At 53.8% G+C, this 20,405-nt stretch carries 17 protein-coding genes; 6 read left to right on the top strand and 11 right to left on the bottom strand.

The genetic code is table 11. The annotated features are described in order from the left end of the window. Positions 1-127 precede the first annotated feature (127 nt). The 4 genes from C1N58_RS08430 to C1N58_RS08445 form a co-directional block, all read right to left on the bottom strand. A complete protein-coding gene (locus tag C1N58_RS08430; protein WP_172912443.1) occupies positions 128-1,123 on the bottom strand; it encodes a hypothetical protein in 996 nt (331 codons plus the stop codon). A gap of 240 nt (positions 1,124-1,363) precedes the next feature. Continuing rightward, entirely contained in the window at positions 1,364-1,801 is a 438-nt protein-coding gene (locus tag C1N58_RS08435) for a bifunctional diaminohydroxyphosphoribosylaminopyrimidine deaminase/5-amino-6-(5-phosphoribosylamino)uracil reductase RibD (RefSeq protein ID WP_110267814.1), read from the bottom strand. 62 nt (positions 1,802-1,863) lie between these two features. Continuing rightward, the gene (locus C1N58_RS08440) at positions 1,864-2,691 is read right to left on the bottom strand and encodes an MBL fold metallo-hydrolase (protein WP_110267543.1); all 828 of its coding nucleotides are present in this window, start codon (positions 2,689-2,691) and stop codon (positions 1,864-1,866) included. A gap of 72 nt (positions 2,692-2,763) precedes the next feature. Then, on the bottom strand, positions 2,764-3,648 hold the full coding sequence (locus C1N58_RS08445) for an SDR family oxidoreductase (protein ID WP_324019759.1): 885 nt from the start codon (positions 3,646-3,648) through the stop codon (positions 2,764-2,766). Between the two features lie 114 nt (positions 3,649-3,762). Between C1N58_RS08445 and C1N58_RS08450 the strand changes: the two genes are divergently transcribed. From C1N58_RS08450 to C1N58_RS08460, 3 genes are all read left to right on the top strand, one after another. Beyond that, a complete protein-coding gene (locus C1N58_RS08450; protein ID WP_394549485.1) occupies positions 3,763-4,665 on the top strand; it encodes an AraC family transcriptional regulator in 903 nt (300 codons plus the stop codon). Positions 4,666-5,166: 501 nt separating this feature from the next. After that, a complete protein-coding gene (locus tag C1N58_RS08455; protein WP_394549486.1) occupies positions 5,167-6,150 on the top strand; it encodes a DUF1852 domain-containing protein in 984 nt (327 codons plus the stop codon). Between the two features lie 26 nt (positions 6,151-6,176). Then, a complete protein-coding gene (locus tag C1N58_RS08460; protein ID WP_039340472.1) occupies positions 6,177-7,205 on the top strand; it encodes a methionine synthase in 1,029 nt (342 codons plus the stop codon). Positions 7,206-7,434: 229 nt separating this feature from the next. On the opposite strand, the gene C1N58_RS08465 is transcribed toward C1N58_RS08460, so the two are convergent. Next, positions 7,435-7,602: a con-10 family general stress protein gene (locus C1N58_RS08465; RefSeq protein WP_006119054.1), complete on the bottom strand. Its 168-nt coding sequence runs from the start codon at positions 7,600-7,602 to the stop codon at positions 7,435-7,437. Positions 7,603-7,934: 332 nt separating this feature from the next. Then, on the bottom strand, positions 7,935-8,057 hold the full coding sequence (locus tag C1N58_RS08470; RefSeq protein ID WP_269750921.1) for a hypothetical protein: 123 nt from the start codon (positions 8,055-8,057) through the stop codon (positions 7,935-7,937). A 727-nt stretch (positions 8,058-8,784) separates the two neighbouring features. On the opposite strand from C1N58_RS08470, the gene C1N58_RS08475 reads away from it, so the two are divergent. Next, positions 8,785-8,952, top strand: coding sequence for a con-10 family general stress protein (locus C1N58_RS08475; RefSeq protein WP_006119050.1), 168 nt, complete (start codon positions 8,785-8,787; stop codon positions 8,950-8,952). Between the two features lie 140 nt (positions 8,953-9,092). Continuing rightward, positions 9,093-9,752, top strand: coding sequence for a hypothetical protein (locus C1N58_RS08480; protein ID WP_172912440.1), 660 nt, complete (start codon positions 9,093-9,095; stop codon positions 9,750-9,752). A gap of 426 nt (positions 9,753-10,178) precedes the next feature. On the opposite strand, the gene C1N58_RS08485 is transcribed toward C1N58_RS08480, so the two are convergent. The 4 genes from C1N58_RS08485 to C1N58_RS08500 form a co-directional block, all read right to left on the bottom strand. Then, positions 10,179-12,509, bottom strand: a complete 2,331-nt coding sequence (locus C1N58_RS08485) for an FdhF/YdeP family oxidoreductase (protein WP_394564793.1) — start codon at positions 12,507-12,509, stop codon at positions 10,179-10,181. A 400-nt stretch (positions 12,510-12,909) separates the two neighbouring features. Then, positions 12,910-14,460 (bottom strand): MFS transporter, encoded by a 1,551-nt coding sequence (locus C1N58_RS08490; RefSeq protein ID WP_394564794.1) that lies wholly within the window; start codon positions 14,458-14,460, stop codon positions 12,910-12,912. 99 nt (positions 14,461-14,559) lie between these two features. Continuing rightward, positions 14,560-15,624 (bottom strand): Gfo/Idh/MocA family protein, encoded by a 1,065-nt coding sequence (locus tag C1N58_RS08495; RefSeq protein WP_110267548.1) that lies wholly within the window; start codon positions 15,622-15,624, stop codon positions 14,560-14,562. A gap of 10 nt (positions 15,625-15,634) precedes the next feature. After that, a complete protein-coding gene (locus tag C1N58_RS08500; protein ID WP_058709183.1) occupies positions 15,635-16,804 on the bottom strand; it encodes a Gfo/Idh/MocA family protein in 1,170 nt (389 codons plus the stop codon). A gap of 196 nt (positions 16,805-17,000) precedes the next feature. Here C1N58_RS08500 and C1N58_RS08505 point away from each other — a divergent pair, with 196 nt between their 5' ends. Continuing rightward, a complete protein-coding gene (locus tag C1N58_RS08505; RefSeq protein WP_033741281.1) occupies positions 17,001-18,074 on the top strand; it encodes a LacI family DNA-binding transcriptional regulator in 1,074 nt (357 codons plus the stop codon). 359 nt (positions 18,075-18,433) lie between these two features. Here the strand turns inward: C1N58_RS08505 and C1N58_RS08510 are convergent, their stop codons facing one another. Continuing rightward, positions 18,434-19,690: an MFS transporter gene (locus C1N58_RS08510; RefSeq protein WP_006119040.1), complete on the bottom strand. Its 1,257-nt coding sequence runs from the start codon at positions 19,688-19,690 to the stop codon at positions 18,434-18,436. Positions 19,691-20,405: the final 715 nt, after the last annotated feature.

The following is a 20,405-nucleotide window of genomic DNA, read 5'->3' on the forward strand; positions in this document are numbered from 1 at the left end:
TGTTTCCTTTGCCAGTCGATCGGCAAAAGCCGCTGCCGGCCTGGCGATATGACCGCCCGATAACGGGACAGGTTATCTTCGTTAACCTTCCCCACCGCGAGGCACCGTTACATGGCTGTCATGCGGCTCAGACGTTGTGCGTGAGGGCAGTGTGACGCGGCGTCACGCTATGACTGCCCGTCTGATCGTTAATGTTTTGATAGTGAACGTCGCTGTGGCTGACGCGCGCGGGCCTGTCAGACAGGAAGCGGCTGTCTTGCTCTGTCTGTTGCGTGGGCGTTGCTGCGGCATTGCCTGCCTTGACCAGAAGCGGCTTCACGGGCGCTGCCGAAGGCTGCCAGGCTATTCGCGCCTCGGTCAGCGTATTTTGGGCCAGATTCTCATTCACCTGCGCCAGTTGCCGCCGCAGCACATTGAGTTTCACTGCGGTCGCCAGCGGAATCTGACGTTCCTGATCCTCCAGCACGCTAATCTGCTGACGGGTCGCATACTGCTGTTGCAGCAACGCGCGGTACTGGCTTTCATAGCCCCAGACCACCGACTGCTCCTGTGCAAACTGCAACGCCGAAATATAGCCTTTGTTCAGCAGCGGTCGCCATTTGTTGACCAGGTTTTGCGCCATGCCAACCTGCGCGGACTCGATTTTGATTTGCTGATCAAGTTGCGCCAGTTGTCCGTTCAGCATGGCGGCCTGGAAGTGGTTATCACTGACCTGTTGCAGCGCCAGCTGCTGCGTGTGGGCCATGTCCTGCAGCAGGCTGCCCTGCTCCAGCTTCAACTGATCGCTGACGAGTTGCATGCCTTTGAGTGCCTGACGGTTTGCCTCGGCGATCATAACGACTGAGGGCGCGGAGGCATGCGGCAAATGTTCACTGACGGCAGCGATTTGTCCGGTCGGGTTGGGTACAGTAGCGGCGCTGAGCGGGCGCGCGGACGCGTGCCGGCTGGACAGGACCTGGCGCAGAGCGGACGCATGATTGTCGACAAAACAGATCAGGCTCACCGTCCCCACCACCAGCGAGAACAGATTACGCCGCACAAAAAGTGAGGCAGAGGAAACGCCGCCAGCCGCGGCCACGCGGGACGACTCAGGTGATGGCTGTTGTAAAAATGGTTTTTCCATTTTTTACCCTTAACTCAGTGCGCGTTGGTGGTCTGTTTACGGGATGTCGCGGAAACGTTTTGCTCCCTGGCGGGCAAAAGGCCTCACCGCACACCTAACATCACATGCCCCGGAGCAGAGATAAAACAGAAGTTCATTTCCAGTCGTTACGCTTTGAAAGGGAATCTCACGATGTTTCACCAGCGGTTCAGGGATGTAAATGCCGATGTCTGGCTAACAGCACGCCTTCTCACCTACATTTTACGCAAGCGAGCGAATTAAATAGGGCGCCAGAAAACACTCAACGTCATTTCTCGCCACGCCCAGCGTCACGCCGATGCCCGCTTGCTTTAAGATCGCAATCCCTTCTCCGCGATTACGCGGATGCGGATCTTCAATGGCGATGTAAATATGTCTGGGCCTGAGCCGGGCCAGTGTTAGTGCGCAGGACGGGGTTCTGCCCTGAAAGGCACAGGGCTCTAGCGTGACATAGATTTCGCACTCTTCTACAGGTAACGTAAGTGTGGAAAGTGCATCAGCCTCAGCATGGTACTGACCCGGTGAACGGGTAAATCCGGTCGAGACAACCCGACCATTGTGAACAATTACGCACCCTACCGGTGGGTTAGGTCTGCAATGCGGCAGCGCATGGCGGGACTGCGCCAGCGCTAACAGCATAAATTGTTGTGATTTTTGCATCATTAACAGGACTCGTCTCATTACCGTTTTACGTCCGTGAGCTTAGCTACAGAACGTAAAACTCAGATAAACTGCCATTCAAATCCCGCAGAGGTGCGGCTGACATAACCTGCCGACGAGCCCGGAAAATGCGAACTAAACCAGCGTGCCTGATGCTCACTCGCCCACGTCATTGCCCAGCGCCGCTGGGCTTCGGCCTGCGCGGCATCAGCACAAAAGCGCGAGGCAAGCTGGGGCTGACTGACCTGCAAATCGTTATGCATCAGGTCACCGGAAAACAGCGCATAATCGCCCGCACTGTGCAGAATAATCGACGCGTGGTCATGACTGTGGCCGGGCGTGGGCACATAGCGCAGCACATCAGCAAACACCGGCTCTTGCGTCACATCGAACGTCTCCAGCAAACCCGCCGCGATAACCGGATTAATGCTGTCCTCTAACAGCGTTTTGCGTGCCGGATCGTGTTGCCAGCCTTTTAACCCGCTATCCGAACAGTAGTAGCGGGCATGTTTGAAAAACGGTGTCCATTTACCGTCCATCCAGTGCGTATTCCAGCCCACATGATCGCCATGCAGATGGGTGATCAGCACGATATCCACCGCGTCAGGATCGACGCCCGCGTCACGTAAGCGCTGCGCATACGGCGTATTCAGCTGATGGGAGAGCGGAGAGCCTGCCCGCTCGCGACCATTGCCGCTGCCCGTATCGATCACAATAAGGTTGTCAGGCGTGCGGACCACCCAACTGTGAACAGAGAGCGTAATCGTTTCCGGCGTTCCGCTCGCTAACGCCTGCGCGGGAAACAGCCATTCCGTGGACAGAGACGCGTCCAGTTCAGGAATTTTAAAGACCTCGCACTCACCTACGCGGTAAACCGGCGTCACAGACATATGACCTCTCAAATCAGGGGAAAATGATACTGGCTCGTCGCATATTGCCATCTTCCCGGCAGCTAAGCACGCTTAGCCCGGCATGCGTTCAAGATCGGCAATCAATCCCGGCCCTGTGGGCTGCCATCCCAGTTGCGCGCGAGTAAGCCTGCCTGAGGCGGACATATCCTGCGCAACGAAATGACTCAGCCAGCCAAAATGATCGGTAGCTTCAGCGGCTGAAAGGGATATGACCGGCAGGTTGAGGATCCGCCCGAGGGCGTCGGCAAGCACGCGCAGCGTAATGCCTTCTTCGGCGACAGCATGATAACGGCTTCCTGGTCTGTTTTTTTCCAGCGCCAGCCTGTAGAGGCAAACCGCATCGTCAAGATGCACTGCTGACCAGCGGTTTTGGCCTTCATCAATAAAAGCGGAAACGCCTGTCTGTCTCGCCACCTCAATCAACGACGTAACCAGGCCCTGCTTCAACGGATTATGTACCTGAGATAACCGCACAACGGAAACGTTGACCCCTTTTTCCAGTGCCACTATTGCGGCCAGCTCGGATGCCCGGCGCGGATTAGGATGAAGCGGGTTGAAATAGTCTTCTACGGCAGGTCTTCCCTGCCCCGTCGAGCCCAGTCCCACCGCCGAGGTGATGATTAAGGGCCGTGCGCTTCCTGCCAGTGCCGTGGCCATCGCGGCGATTGCCTGCCGATCGGCTTCACAGTTTGTCAGAAACGTCGAAAAATCATGGTTAAAGGCGGTATGGATCACTCCCTCGCAGCTTGCCGCGCCCCGTTGCAAACTATTGTGATCGTTAATATCACCCCAAAAGGGCTCGACACCTGCTTTGCTGAGCCTGTCGACACCCTGCTGATGTCGGGTCAGTCCGACCACCTCATGCCCTGCCGCGATCAGATCGGCCGCAATCGCCGACCCGATAAAACCCGTTGCTCCTGTAAGAAATAACCGCATGTCTGTTCGTCCTCTTGTCAGCCTTCGCAACCGTGGTTGTCTACTTTACGGTGGAGAAGGAATGCGCTCTATGTGATAACGTCGCTTTTTTATGTCTGACCGTCTGGGATGATCATGGACCCGCTTTCACAGCTCTTAGCCCTGCTTGAACCACAACGTTACGTTTCCGGTGGTGTGATACTGACGCCGGAGATGTCGGTACAATGGCCCGCTCATGATGGCGTGAAGTGCTATGCCGTCGTAGCGGGTGCCTGCTGGCTGACCGTTGACGGTGTTGCGGAACCCTTGCGCCTTAACGCCGGCGAGTGCTATCTGCTCCCGCCAGGCGCACCTTTCAGGCTGGCCACAAACCCGGACGCGCAGACTGTCGATTTTCAGACGGTGCGGTCTGAGATGGTTGCCGTGACAGCGGCAAAGCTTGATGAAACCTCCGCCTGTTTACTGGTAGGCGGGCATTTCCTGCTGACCGGACGGCCCGCACAGATGCTGTTAGGTACGCTGCCGCCAGTGGTGCATATCCGGCGCAGCGCAGACAGAGCCGCCATGCAATGGGCGCTGGAAAGAATGTCACAGGAAGTCCGTGAAGCGCAGCCCGGCAGCATCCTCATCGTGCAACAGCTGGCATTTATGCTGCTCATTCAGGCGTTACGGCTGTATGCAAATGACCCGCAGCAGTCAGGCTGGCTTGCGGCCCTGAAGGATAAAAAGCTGGGCGCGGCGCTGGCCTGCATGCACCAGCACCCCGAACACAAGTGGACGCTGGCGGAACTGGCAGCCAGGGTGGGAATGTCACGCGCGGTTTTTGCTGAACGATTTAAGCAAACGGTGGGCATCGCGCCCGTCGACTATCTCACGCAATGGCGCATGCATCTTGCCTGCGACCAGTTAAAAAAAGGGAATGGCGGGCTTACCGCGATTGCTGCCGGGCTGGGCTATGAATCTGAGAGCGCCTTTGCAAAAGCCTTCAAGCGTGTCATCGGTGTTTCACCAGGCAAGTTCAGTAAACAAAACGCCTGATCGGGCGGCCCGAAACCAGGGATGATGGCGGGCTTCAGGGGAATATGGCTGCGCGGCGCTGAAAAGCCCTGCGTGAGTACGGCAGCGCTTGCTGCGGGCCTGCACAACGCTCATGAAAGAGGCTTTTAACCTGAATAAATATCACCGCTTTTCCCGCAACATGAGAAATCTTCACATGAGCCGTTTTCATGAGGAGACGGAAACCGGGATATTGGCAGGCCTTACGCCACAAGGGTTCAGGGCGCATTGCATCACGGCACAGTCTGTCCGTTTGTATCCATTCCGCGTATGGCAGAGGCTTTACCTCTGTCGACCATGAAGATGGCTCATGTTGTGTTGAAATTAAGTCGCTTTCCCTTCCTCCGCGCCTCTGGCATAAAATATGCTTTATTGACAAACACACAACGTGAAAGCGGTTAAACGAAAAACCAGAATGCAGGCCAGTCTGGATAACTAACAGCCACAGACCGTTTTTCACATCAGAACGCAGGGTGCATCACGATGAAAAAAGAATTCACATTTACGATTAAGGGCAGTGTTTTCGATGAGAATTACAACCCGTCTGAAAATACGCGCATCACCACCAATTTTGCTAACCTGGCGCGCGGGACGAACCGTCAGGAAAACCTGCGCAATGCCTTAACGATGATTGATAATCGCTTCAACTCGCTGGCGCACTGGGATAATCCAAAGGCCGATCGTTATGGTGTGGAACTTGAAATCATCTCGGTTGAGTTAAATATCGAAAACGAGACGCAACGCGGCGCGTTTCCTGTAATTGAAATTCTGAAAACCCATATCGTCGATAAAAAAACTCAGCAGCGTATTGAAGGTATTGTTGGCAATAACTTCTCCTCTTACGTGCGCGATTATGATTTCAGCGTGCTGCTGTCTGAGCACAATAAAAACAACACCGGCTTCAGCGCACCTGCTAACTTTGGCGATTTGCACGGCAATATTTTCAAGTGCTTCGTGAACTCTTCGGCCTTTAAAGAGAACTTTAAAAAACAGCCGGTCATTTGCCTGAGCGTGTCCAGCAAAAACGTTTATACCCGCACAGGAAACCGTCATCCGGTACTGGGTATTGAATACCAGCAGGATGCCTATTCCCTGACTGACCAGTATTTCCACAAGATGGGTCTGACGGCGCGCTATTTCATGCCGGAAAACAGTGTTGCCCCGTTGGCGTTTTATTTCTCGGGTGACCTGTTGAGTGATTACACCAATCTTGAGCTGATCAGCACCATTAGTACGATGGAGACGTTCCAGAAAATTTATCGTCCTGAGATTTACAATGCTAATTCACCGGCTGGCCAGTGTTATCAGCCAAGCCTGAACCATCTGGACTATTCATTAACGCGCATTGTTTACGATCGCGAAGAGCGTAGCCTGTTAGCGGTAGAACAAGGGAAATTTACCGAAGAGAAATTCATTAAACCTTATAAAGCCGTTCTTGAAGAGTGGTCTGCCAGTTACGCGCTTTGATTAACCGAAATACAAGGTCACCTATTATGAAAACGTTGTTACCTACCTCAACCGCAGGCAGTTTACCGAAGCCATCCTGGCTGGCTCAGCCTGAAACGCTGTGGTCGCCCTGGAAGCTGCAAGGCTCAGAACTGGCTGAAGGGAAAAAAGATGCGCTGCGTTTAATTCTGGACGATCAAATCCAGGCCGGTATTGATATCGTCAGCGACGGTGAACAAACGCGCCAGCACTTTGTGACGACATTTATTGAGCACCTGAATGGTGTTGATTTCGAGAAGCGCGAAATTGTCCGTATCCGTAATCGTTATGATGCCAGCGTACCGACGGTGATCAGCGCGGTTAGCCGTCAGAAACCCGTTTTTATTGACGATGCGAAATTCTTGCGTCAGCAGACTAAGCAGCCAATCAAATGGGCGCTGCCGGGTCCGATGACCATGATTGATACGCTGTATGACGGCCATTACAAGAGTCGTGAAAAGCTGGCCTGGGAATTTGCCAAAATTCTGAATCAGGAAGCCAAAGAGTTAGAAGCGATTGGCATCGACATTATTCAGTTTGATGAGCCCGCTTTTAACGTGTTCTTTGATGAAGTCAACGACTGGGGCATCGCCGCGCTGGAACGCGCTGTGGAAGGCCTGAAGTGCGAAACCGCTGTGCATATTTGCTACGGCTACGGTATCAAAGCCAATACCGACTGGAAGAAGACGCTGGGGACGGAATGGCGTCAATATGAAGAAGTCTTCCCGAAACTGCAAAAATCAAAAATCGATATCGTTTCGCTGGAATGTCAGAATTCGCGCGTGCCGATGGAGCTGATTGAGCTGATTCGGGGTAAAAAAGTCATGGTGGGTGCCATTGATGTAGCAACCAATACCATTGAAACGCCGGAAGAAGTGGCCGCGACGCTGCGTAAGGCGTTGCAGTTTGTGGATGCCGACAAACTCTATCCGTCAACCAACTGCGGTATGACGCCATTATCCCGTGAGGTGGCGCGTGGCAAGCTCCATGCCTTAAGCGCGGGTGCGGCTATTGTCCGTCAGGAGCTTTCAGCATAGTTCACGCGGGTAATCTGCAGCAGGTGAGCGCGCTGACGTGACTCGCCTGCCATCCCTGCCTTGTCGTTATCATCCCTTTGTGTAAGAACAGCCTGGCACTGACCGGGCTTTTTCGTGCGGGGGCCGCTGCCGTCTCTGATGAATTAGCCTGGGCATTGATGATGCCTGCGGAAACGGTGGGATCATGGAGCAGTCCCTGCTCCGCTGTTCAGTCCTTTATAAGCCGGTATCAGGAGCCACGATGGCTGTTCTGGCCCCCTTTCTTACCGGCTTCTGAGGCTTTTTCACGATCGTTTTTGAAATTGCCGCCGCTGTTCTGGCCGCCTTTTTTACCGGCTTCAGAAGCTTTCTCTTTATCTTCCGCGAAATTACCTGATCCGCCACGATGTTCAGTCATAATATTTCCTCTTCAGGTTAAAGTTGTCTGCTTCTTTGCTTCACCATTTGCATGGCACTGTTAAGGTTATAACGCGCCTGTTAATCTGCAAGCGTGGCGGATAAAACATTCGCCGCTTTGTTTAGCGCTTTTAATACTGCCGCGCAACCGCAACGGAGGGCGGAAAATAAAAGCGAAAAACAACAAGATAATCACCATAAAACTCGCTTCTCTTGTTTAAATGCGACTGCTTTCATTCGTCAAAAAATTAACAAGAGGTTACATTTAGGCGTGTAGAACGGCAATTTTCAGGCAAAATAAATACTCAGCCTTAGGCTGACATCCCTTCACGGTTAAAAGACAATCTGTTTACGCACCACCACGTGCTCCCGCAGCATCCCACTCAACCTTTTGCCAGCCTCAGAAAACGACGCTACCACGTCTGACGCCTGCCCTGTAATACCGTGCTCTGCCATTAAGCTTTACCTGTTGGCGTCGGCCACGTGTTAACGGCCTTATTGATCAGGGGCACACTAACGCTGCCTGGAAATAAAAGAGAGTGGTCTGTCGTCAGGAGCAGGTAATGTATTTCAGTCATCCGTCAGCGGCAACAGCGCGCGCTCAGGAAAAGCCACGGCGATTGTGAATATTCATTACTCATCGCGCTCTAAATAAAACCCTGCGCCTAAAAAAGGCTCCCCGCGCCTGTCGCGCGAGTGAATATACCGCTTTATTTTCTCGCCTGGCTGTTTAAAAAGACGACCTCCCGTTTCGTCGGTTAAAACATAACAGGACGCCCCCAACGCCAGCTATGAAAATAGTGGCATTCACTGACATCAAAAAATGCTATCGCGCCCTGTGTGTTGATAAGCGGATTGAGCGTTTCTGTTGGGTAAAAAAAGAAAATGGGATCGTTGCGTGGCAGCATGAATATGTCGCCGTCAGGCCGACAGGTTATAAAAAAGTTAAGATTCGTCTTAAAAAAATCGGGCAGTAAAGCTGTACATGGAATGAAACTTTCGTACAAATTTAATGCTAATAATCCTCATTTTCAAAGAGTAAAAAACCTTTCAAGACGAAGCGGTATTAAAAAAACCGTTTTTTATTTTTTTCCATTGTATTGTTTCGCATTGGAATTATCAGAAACCATCGACCAAAATGAGGCTTTCCACTGTTAATGATGAAATGAGAGAGGATAGACCCATGGTCAAATATCGTGGCGGCGCAGGAAATTTTGCAGCAAACCCCGAGAGAGCCTCTGAAGCGGGTCGGAAAGGCGGCAAAAACAGTAGCGGAAACTTCAGGAACAACCCCGAGCGTGCAGTAGAGGCGGGCCGTAAAGGGGGAAAAGTCAGCCGTCGTACGGGCTAGTTCCCTTTGCGATTTCGCCCGTCTGCCTTTGCCGCGCTGGCGAGCATCTCTTTATACCTCCACCGAAACGCGCAACGCCAGGAAGGCCGCTTATCTTCCTGGCGCTGGCGCACATCTGATTTTTATAAACAGGAGTTTTTATGTTGTCATCCGACACGCTTTGTGCGCTCACAGGCGCCTCCCTGACCAATGTACGACGCTGGCAACGGTATGGACTTGTTGCTGTAGATCCCGTGACAGACTACTGGACAGAAGCCCAGCTCGAAGAAATCCGCGAAGTCATGTCAGCCAATGCCCACGGCGCAACGGCGCAGGAAATGCACGATGGCCGCAGGCAATCAGAGGGCGTAATGACGTATGGCTGGCCCGCCCGCCGTGGCGAAATCCTGACCAGTCTGGAGTTTGGTTCAGACAGGCAGTTGATCCGGATTATCCGTAGCCTGAGTCGGGACTTTGCCGGTGACGATTTTATCCGGTCTTTAATGCGTCCACTCTGCAGTTGGCTGCGCGAGGACCAGCGTCGTGGCGCTGCGCGCAGGCTTGCCCGCTTTGAACATGTCACGGAGCATCATCACGCCTGTGTGACCCGCGCAGCCTCTCGCTCGGCCAGCGTACCGCTGTTGCTTGAGATTGCAGGTGAAGTACAGAACACGGATGTGCTGCTTGAGGCCATCCGGTTAACGGCACAGGGCTTTAGTGTGGATGTCTGCGTGGACACCTCTGTGCCGCTGCCAGCTCATCAGCGTAAGTCTTACGATCACCATCTGATCTGGCAGGCCAGCCAAATCAGCGTTCAGTAGCCGGTTCGCGTTAATGCTGCCCTTCCCCTCTTCATTCCGCAAACAGGTTAGCGTTTTCCCTTCACTCCGCGTGGCTGCGGTATGTTCTCCGGCGCTTTCCCTTGCGTTCTGACACCCCCTTGCGTGCTGTTCTGGTGTGGATACGCGTGACCCCAGCCTTACAGTAAACGCACTCATTTATCCTTCAATCCTGACGTTTTATGAAAGACCGTGGACTAACGCGGGCCATAGCATGGCGGTGATTGCGCCGGACAGGTTAGTTCCGGGCCGCCTTTTCCGGTTACGCATCCCCGGCGGTGCACGCCCCCAGTGATGCGCCCCATACAACTCAATGCCACTGGCGGCGCACAATGCGGTGGCGACGCGATTCTGCACCCGCTGCGTACCGCTTCTCTCAGAGGGCGCACACGTTCTGTGAATACCGGGCTAACGACGTGTGGCAGAGCCGGCCAGTGCGCTTTCAGGCTGAACGCGTTCGAGCCTGACAGGGGTGCTTTTATAGGCCGGTATACCACTTTTGGTATCATGGCTGTCCAGCGGTACCAGTACGTTCGCTTCCGGATAATAGGCTGCGACCGAACCATAGGCCATATCGTGCACCACGATGGTCAGCTTATCCATGCGCCTTGAGGTCAGGCTACCGTCCGGGTCCAGGGCGATGACGTTGACCTGCTCGCCGACGCGTAACTGCCGTTTTTCGGCCTCATCCGGGTTGATAAACAGCACATCCCGGCGTCCTGTTACGCCCCGGTAGCGATCGTTCAGACCATAAAGCGTTGTATTGTATTGGTCGTGGCTGCGCAATGTCGTCAGCACCAGATCGTGGCAGGTCAGTGAGCGTGGATCTTCATTGATGCCCGCCATCACCAGGAACTGCGCTTTTCCTGACGGCGTGTGCCAGATGCGCTCGGATGCGCCATTGGGCAGGCGAAAACCACCCGGTTGTTGAATGCGCTGATTATAGTTTTCGAAGCCCGGAAACACCGCTTCAATGGCCTGGCGGATATTACTGTAATCACGCGTCATCTTGTCCCAGTCGACAACCGTATCAGGCAATGTGGCTTTCGCCAGGCTGGCCACCAGCAGCGGCTCTGACTTCAGGTGCGGCGAGGCGGGATCGAGCGTGCCTCGTGAAGCATGTACCATCGACATGGAATCCTCAACCGTAACACTTTGCGCACCCGAGGGTTGCTCATCCACCTCCGTGCGTCCCAGTACCGGAAAAAGATAACTGTGCTTTGCCATCAACAGATGTGAACGGTTCAACTTCGTCGCCATGTGCACTACCAAATCCAGATTGCGCATGGCAGGAAAGGTGACCTGTGGGTCAGACATGGCTTCAGCCAGGTTGCCGCCAAGGCACAGCAGCGCTTTAGCACTGCCGTCACGGATGGCGCGAATTGCCTCAACCGCGCCGTGACCGTGTTGTCTGGGCGGCGTAAAGCCAAACACTTTTTCCAGACTGTTCAGCAGACTGTCAGACGGGATTTCGGTAATCCCAACCGTGCGATCACCCTGAACATTGGAGTGGCCGCGCAGCGGACAAATGCCGGCCCCCTTTTTGCCCATGTTGCCGCGCATCAGCAACAGATTCGCGATTTGCTGTACATTCTGTGTTCCGTACTGATGTTGTGTAATGCCCATGCCGTAGCAAATAATGGTGCGATCCGCCTCCGCATACAGCCGGGCAAGATGCTGAATCTCTTCACGCTCCATCCCAGAAACTTTCAGAATGTGCGCCCAACTGGTCGCCTCCAGATCGGCCTTCAGTGCCTCGAAGCCCTCAGTGTGTTCATGAATAAAGGCCTCATCCAGCACACCCGGTTCGCCCTGTTCTCTGGCCGTCGCATCCATAGCGATCAGGAATTTCATCATCCCTTTCAACATGGCCGCGTCACCGCCTACGCGCACTTTATAATAGGTTGACGCCAGCTCGGTTGAGCCCATCGACAGCATCTCGATCGGGCTTTGCGGTGAGGTAAACCGCTCCAGCCCGCGTTCGCGTAACGGATTAATCGCAACAATCGTCGCACCACGTTTTGACACCTCTCTGAGCGTGCCCAACATGCGCGGATGGTTGGTGCCCGGGTTATGACCAATACATAAGACAAGGTCGCAATGGTCAAAGTCATCCAGCTCGACGGTGCCCTTTCCTACGCCGATGGATTCCGGCAACCCCACACTGGTCGGCTCGTGGCACATATTGGAACAGTCTGGGAAGTTATTGGTACCGTATTCGCGGGCAAACAACTGCCAGAGAAAAGCGGCTTCATTCGATGCGCGGCCAGAGGTATAAAACTCAACCATGTTCGGATCGCTATAACTGCGCAGCCGCTCACCTATTTCACGAAAGGCCGTTTCCCATGCGATGGGCTGATAGGTATCGCTGGCCGCATCATATTTCATCGGATGGGTCAGCCTCCCTTCGCCTTCCAGATCCAACGCGCTGCGCGCCCACAAATCGCTGACCTTGTTAGCCGCGAAAAAATCGGGCGTGGCACGCTTACTGGTGGCTTCCCACGACACCGCTTTGGCCCCGTTTTCGCAAAACTCAAAAGAAGACGTATGCTGCGGATCAGGCCAGGCGCAGCCGGGGCAATCAAAGCCCTGGGGCTGGTTCACCCTGAACAGGGCAATGACGTCCTGTTTCACCGCCATTTGTCCCCGAATCGCATCCGCTACAGCTTTTAATGCGCCCCAGCCACCCGCTGAGCCGCCATACGGTTTGACCCCAAAAGTACGATTCGTTTCTTTCATTTTTATCCCAACCTGTGTCAATGACTTTTGCTTAAGCCTGGTACAGGATTGGGAACACGCCTGTTAAGCAGGCCGCAAAGCCTGATTTAATTTTTGCAAAATGTTACCTCGCTGCGGTTAATTGCAGCCCATGCGCTTTTAGTGTCCCAACGGCGTTACCCGCCGTGTTTCGCTTAAAAGGCAGAATTTTAAATTACGCGTAAATAGCGAGCCGGCGTCACTTTTCATTTGCATAATCACGGGCAGGCAGCGTCCGCCAAATAGCGGGATAATGACGACGAAAATCATATCCACGCGCGTCGCGTGATATTTATTTATCCGTTCTGCTTATTTCTGGCTGGCCATTGACGCTTCTGGCGGTTTATATTTCTCCGGTGAGTCACGCCAACGGCCTGTTCGCTTACCCTTTCAGTTCTGACTTTACAGCAGCATCCTGTAGAGGTTCTTTTTTACTGGCGCCCCAGACATCATCATAGGCATAGCCGGTCAGCGCTTTGATCACCTCACGGGTTTCGGCATCACAGTCTTTAGGTGAGCCGCCCAGCTTACGGCGTGCGACCTCTTTAATCAGCAATTTGTGGCTGCGCTGGGTCAGTTTGAACTGGAACGTCAGCCAGAAACTCACGGCCAGAAGCGCGCCTGTCACGCCTGCCATCAGCAGGACAATGGCGGTGACTGCGCTATCAGGCTGAGCGCCGTTCCCTTTGGCAAACCCGCTTTCCTGGAGCACCACGCCAATAATAAAGATGGCAATCGCGACCGAACTTTTGCGCGTAAGCACCATGACGCCCGCGAAGATGCCTTCCCGGCGCTGACGGGTTACCATTTCATCAATATCGGGAATGAAGCTGTAAATATTCCACGGAATATAATACAGCCCCGCGCGCGCTATCCCCATAAACAGGAAGGCGGCGCTAAATAACAGCACGGGTACATGCAACTGCCAGAGATAAACGGCATACAGAAAAAGCAACACGACGGCAATAGATATATAAGAGAGTCTCAAGGCGTTAGAGGGCGTCATAGAAAATCTGCCCAGCAACAGCATAAATAAAAAGGTGCCGGGGATAGACATAAACATCATATTACTCAGAAGCAGCGAGGCTAATGAGGCATCCTGTTTTAACCCATAAATAACGAAATAGGTAAAAACGGCAAGAAACACATCCATCGCTGTGAACGAGCAGATATAAATGAGCAGGTGCTGACGAAACGCCCGAATTTTAAATGACGAGGCGAGATCCACAAACATGTGTTTCACATGCGAAAGAAAATGACGCGCGGGTGCCAGTGGCTTTTGAACCTCGTCTGCATCCTGAATATCTTTCGCTTCCCAGGTGGTATACCAGGTAATAAATACCGCAACGCAGTAAATCACTGAGAAAATCACGCCCGTGAGTGTATAGGTGATGGCGTTGTCTTTGCCCGTGTACGTCATGATGACGCCCGGTACCGAGACCGCGAGAAAACTTCCCAGCGAGGAAAACATCATCCGCACGCCGGAAAGGCGAGTGCGTTCACTGAAACGGTTGGTCATTTCTGACGACAGGGTTTCCCACGGCACCAGCACCATGGCAGATAACAATTCGATGGTGAGATAGGTGCCAAGATAATACCAGTAGCTCATATCCGTGACCCATAATGCGCCGTACAGCAGCATCAGAGGCGAGGAAATTAACAAGAAAAAACGACGACGGCCAAATTTGCGCCCGGCCCAGGTATGGCCGAAATTATCCGTGATATACCCCATGATCGGACTCAGTACGGAATCAATTACCCTGGCGATGGCGAAGATGGATCCGGCTTCCAGCACCGATAACCCGCAGTAGGTGGTGTAAAAAAACAGTAACCAGGCACCTATCACTGCAAAGGCGCCGCCCCCAAATAAGTCGGTAATGCCGTAGCCTGTTGCTACGCCATACCCGACGCGACGTTCAGTCGGTTTAACCATTTATCTGCTTCCTGTTCTGGTCGGTGTTTTATAACGGCAAGCCAGTGCCTGCCGTCGCTGTTATCAACAGAATTGGAAAAGAATGGGCGTGCGGGCTGACTACACCGCGTTAGCTAACATTTGGGCTTTGATACACAGTTCAGCCGCTTTAAACGCATGTTCCTGCGTCATGGCGTGCTCGGTGCGATGCAGACAGTCGGTGATCAACTGGCCAAAGAACGGGAAACCCACCGTGCCCGCCACGCTGTAGCGAAACTCACCGTCCTGATTCACCAGATAAACCACATCCTGCTCGTCACGCGTGAGATCGGTATACTTGCGAATTTCGATGTAACCGTCGGTTCCGAGCAGCGTCATTCGCCCGTCGCCCCAGGTCGATAAGCCTTCCGGGGTGAACCAGTCACAGCGAAAATAGCCGGTTGCGCCATTTTCCCCTGCCAGCATCGCCTCGCCGAAATCTTCAAACTGCGGATGGTGCGGATGGTGAAAATTGCGCACCTGACTGGCAACCACTCGGGCCTGACCATTGCCGGTGTAATAGAGAAACTGCTCGATCTGGTGGCTGCCGATATCGCACAAAATGCCGCCAAAGTAGCGACGTTGATAGAACCAGTCCGGACGACCGGTTCCTTCGCGATGCGGGCCCGTGCCCAGCGTTTGCACCACCCGACCAATCGCGCCCTGTTCCACTAACTGTCCCGCGAAAACCGCGCTCTCAACGTGCAGACGCTCGCTGTAGTACACCGCATATTTGCGGCCGGTTCTGGCGCACATGGCTTTGGCATCGTCCAGCTGTTCCAGGCTGGTGAGTGGGGCTTTATCGGTGAAGTAATCTTTCCCGGCCGCCATGACTTTCAGTCCCAGCGCACAGCGTTCCGAGGGAATGGCCGCCCCTGCCACCAGCCGCACCTGTGTGTCAGCGAGAATCGTCTCCAGGGAATCCGCCGCCTGAGCCTGCGGAAACTGTTGCAGGAACCTGTCGACTTTGGTCGCATCCGGGTCATAAACCCATTTCAGCGTCGCCCCGGCTTCAGTCAGGCCATTGCACATCGCATAGATATGCCCATGATCCAGCCCGGCGGCAGCGATAATAAACTCGCCTGGGTTCACAACCGGCTGGGGTTTGCCTTTTGGCGCGTAGTTCATGCCATCCTTTTGATTCATGGTGTTGTCCTCACGCAAAGTTTTTGCCTAACGGGATCGCATCCTCATCCGCGAAATTTTCCACGGAGGCCTGTTTTTCATAAAAGTGCGGTGCGCTGGCAATCAGGCCACCGGTACGGTAGAAGGTGTCGTTGCTGGCAATCGGCAGCGTGACGGTGGTATGGGTTATAGCCGACTTGTAGATGGCGGTGATTAACGCCAGGGATTGCTTGCCCTGCTCACCGTCTACCAGCGGCGCACGCTGCTGCTCAATGGCCGAGAAAAAGTCATCCACCTGACCGGCATGCAGTGTCCATGTCAAGGGCGGGATCTGCGCATACAACTGGTCCAGTTCGTTTTCCAGCGCGATGTGATGATCCTGTTCCGGAAAGCCGTTTTCCGCCGCCTGATAAGCAACAGGTTGCCAGGGCGCAGAGAGCCGCGCTTTCTCGCCCTGTAAAATGATTTTTTGATCTTCACCGTGATGCACCACCGAGGCCGTCAGCTGTGCCAGCGTGCCGTTCGGGTAACGGAAAATAGCGGCACTGAGATCTTCGACCTCCGCATTGTCATGGGCAACATTGCTCATCATGGCGACCACGTCCGTCGGTGCGCCGAGCATCCATTGCAGCGCATCGATGTGGTGCACAGCATGATTGAGCGTGCAGCCCCCACCTTCTTTTTCCCACGTCCCGCGCCACCACAGGTCGTAGTAGGCATGACCGCGCCACCACAATGAATCAACCTGGGCGTGACAAATCTTTCCTGCCAGGCCGGAATCCACGGCCGCTTTTAACCGCCAGAAGGCATCGGTAAAGCGGTTCTGCGCCACCACGGAGAGCACTTTGCCGCTGGCCTTTTGCGCCGCGATCATGGCATCGCACTCTTCAAGCGATGCCGCCATCGGCTTCTCGCACAGCACATGTTTGCCTGCCTGTAGCGCCGCTATCGTATTCTCGGCATGCACATAAGGCGGCGTGCAGACATCCACCACATCGATATCTGCGCCATCCGCCAGCATGGCGAGATGATCGCTGTACACGCGTACATCCTTCAGGCCGTAACGCTGCAATTTATCGCGGGCTTTGTCCGGGTACACATCCACTACCGCCACAATTTTGCCGCGTTCGGGAAACTGCAAAAACGCCTGAATATGTAAATTGGCAATATTACCCATACCTACTATCGCAATTTTTAACATGCCACTTCTCCGTCTTTGACCGTCGCTGTCGTCTTTGCGAGGAACATAGAAAAGCGGCTGTCGTGGAACAAACTGTTTTTGTGAGAATGTTCGCAGAGCGGCAAGGTAGTTTGTGAACAGCATGTAAAATCGCATTACTATCAAGCCACTACGACTGCAAAAAATTGCAAAAATTGATTGGGACGGGGATCACACTATGGCGGGCAAGCTCAGGATGGACGAAATTTCGGCAAAAACCGGATACTCTGTCAGTACTGTTTCGCGCGTACTGAGCGGCAAGGCCTATACCAGTGAAAAAGCCCGTAATGCGATTGTGCGCTGTGCACGTCAACTGGGTGTGTTGCACGACATGGTCAGCAGCCGCCTGTTAATTAACGGTCTGGTGGTCTTTGCGCCCGCCCGGACCTTTGCGCCGCGCGGCGATCACTTCTATCTGGAAGTGACGCGCGGGATTGCCGAAGCCTGTGCCAGCCATGATGTGCATATCAGTTACTGCCCACTGGAGGAACAGCGTGCCGATGTGAAACTGTTTCTGGAGAAGGCGGGCGCAAAAAGCAACGATGCGATCATCATCATCGGCACCGACGATCAGGCGATATTCAGCCTGGCAGCCTCGCTGAATAAACCCTGCGTCCTGATAAATTCCCGCGATAAAGACATGAAACTGGATGCGGTCTCCCCCGATCACCATGCGATTGGGTTCAGCGCCATGCAGCACCTGTTTGAGCAAGGGCATCGCCGGGTTTTGACCGTCACCTGTCTGCGCCGTGAAACGCTGTTTCTGCGGCTGGAGGGAATTAAAGACGCGTACCGCCATTTTCACCTGCCCTTTAGCGCGCAGAAGGACCTGATTGTGGTTGAAGCCTATTCTGAGCATGAAACCGAAGCCGCTCTGAATGGCTGGCTGGACGAACATCCGCGTGAGGAGTGGCCCGATGTGATAGTGCCGGTGGGCAAAGGGATTATTACCGGCGTTCAGACTGTGCTGGCGGCACGTTCCTTGCGTATTCCCGAAGATATCTCACTGATGACGACCGATCTGGCAAGTCAGCTGGCGGGCGCGGCCGGCAGGCCGGTGACAGGCTTTGCCGTCCCGTGTCGGGAGCTGGGCTACGAAGCCATCCAGCTTCTGCAGAACCGTCTGAACCGGCCCCATGCGCCCGTGTATAATCTGCTATTGCAGGCAAAACTGATCGACCACGGCACGGTCGCCAATGCCACTCGCCATGCGGCGCGGGAGGAAATACGGGACGATCAGACACCGGCCTGAACAGAGGGATGCGGGTTTGCAGCGGGCAAGTCATCTGTTGCAGGCCCCGCTCAACGCTAGCATTTGTGATTAGCCGGCTGACACGGGCACAATAGGCGTGAATTCTCACCGAGCCCACAAGGCAAACTGTGCAAAACAGCCTGCCTTTCCTGCCCACATGGCTGAATACAGGCTTCCCTCTTCACCTCATCGTGCTTTGTAAACCGGTTTGCATCGTAGACCTGCCCTGCCGACGCTCTTGCCGGTTCGGCATCCTGACCTCCCCGCCGGACAGTTATCACGCCTGACCCGATCTTCTGGTTCGTTGCTGCGCATGTCAGTTGCCGTGACCGCCTCCCGTTTGCGCTATACAGGTGCCTTCACGATTTCGCCTGCAAACGTGCCAGCATACGTTGCCTGTTGACATAAATAATGGCGCAGAGCAGGAGGCTCAGCATGGCCGTGCTTATAAATACGCCCGGCCCGGTCATGGCCAGCATCACACCACCCAGTAGCGGCCCGGCAGCAATACCGAGCGTTGACAATGTTGAGGCGCCCAGGTAGGCACCTCGATGTTCTGCAGGTGCCAACTGGTCGAGTAAAATATTCAGGTTCGGCATCAGAATCGCTTCGCCTGCACTAAACAACACGGTGACAGACAGCCAAAGCCAACTATCCGCTGTTCGCAGGGAGAAAAAACACAGCTGTGAGAAAAAGAAAATCACTGCACCCAACAGAATTCGCTGAGGTAAATGCATCCTCGCCATAATGCGGACCAGAAAGGTTTGAAATACCAGCACGGTCGAGGCATTCGTGACCAGTATTAACGTCACCAGCTTTACAGCCGCGTCGCTGTTCAGTAATAGAAGGTACTGGGGCAGTACCGCTTCAAAATGAATAAAAACGATACTGCACAATGTGCTGCACAAAAGCCCGGCCACAAAAATTTTATCTCTGATAATAATTCCCATAACCTGGTGAAGTCTAACAGCGGAAACCTTGTCGGCCGGCGGCGTGTTCACCGGTTTACCCGCCGGGATAAACAGGAGCACGTAGATAAAAAAAGGGAAATAGCTCAGGCCGGTTATCAGAAATGTGCCTTTCTGAGACGTCAGGCCAAAAGCAATGCCCACCAGGGGGCCCAACACCGCAGCGACGTTGACCAGGTAGTAGCGCACTTGCAAAGCCAGTGCGCGGCGGCGACGATCGCCCAGTAAATCACTCATTAACGCACGCAAAGGCGGATCGACCCACGCAAAGCAAACGCCGATAATCATCAGGCCGGTAATAAACAGACCGACTCCCGTCGCCTGCGCCAGAAGGATATAGCCGACTGCCGAAAATCCACAGCCCATCAGCAGAATAATCCGTCGTCCTAACCTGTCCGAAATCTGGCCGCCATACATGCCCAGCCCCACGGATACCAGCGCACTACTGGTCATCGCGCAACCGATGGCAACAGGCGACATGTGGTAGTTCTGTGTCATGATCATTGCGATAAATGGCCAGGCCATAAAATAGCTGAAACGAATAATCAGGGTAAAAATGAGCAGCGCGTGAACTGTCGCCGGAAAGGTTTTTAACGTCTTAAATACACCGGGCTCTACCCTGATTTCAGCGGCGGGCTTTGTTGTCATACGTCACCTTATGATGGGTCTGTTGCACACTGAAGCGTCAGAGAAGCGCACGGCTTGTCAATTAGTAATATAAGTATTCCTCACACGATGCAATATAAAATCACGCTAACTCTTTGATTCACAGGCTTATGACGTATTCAACCCTCGCCACAGGATAATGTAATGAAAAGCCTGTTAATGATTTATAACGTCAGGCGTTAATCCTGAAACAAACACCAAGACCGCCAGGGGCGCAGGCGAGAAACAAGGCGATATGGCGCATCGTTGGAAAATTACGTCTGATTCTCACGTCAGCCTGAATGCGCAGGATGGGTTTTACCCACTCTTTAAAGTTCGCCATCCCATCAATGTAAGGCGGCCATTTTTTCTCCTAACGCAGCGGTTTTTAACTGTTTCCTTACTAAAAGGGACGCCGCGCAGAGATAGCCGTTTTTTTATCCGTACATCATGCAGGCCCGGACGCTGCCTGAAATCAGACACTGTTTTGTCAGTGGTTACCCGACAAAGACCCACTCGATTGTGAATAGCAGGGATTATGTGCTCCGGGAAGAAGCCGGGATCGCCGTCGTTCAGGTGATAAGACCGGTTACACCGGATAACAGGGAACGGCTTACAGGTCGTAATACAGCGTGGCGGTTTCAGAGGAAATGGAGACAGGTCTGCCCGCACCAGGTGTTGCTGCCAGCAGAAAGCTTTAACAGGTTGCATGAAGCGA

The organism is Pantoea sp. SGAir0180 (genome assembly GCF_043546245.1).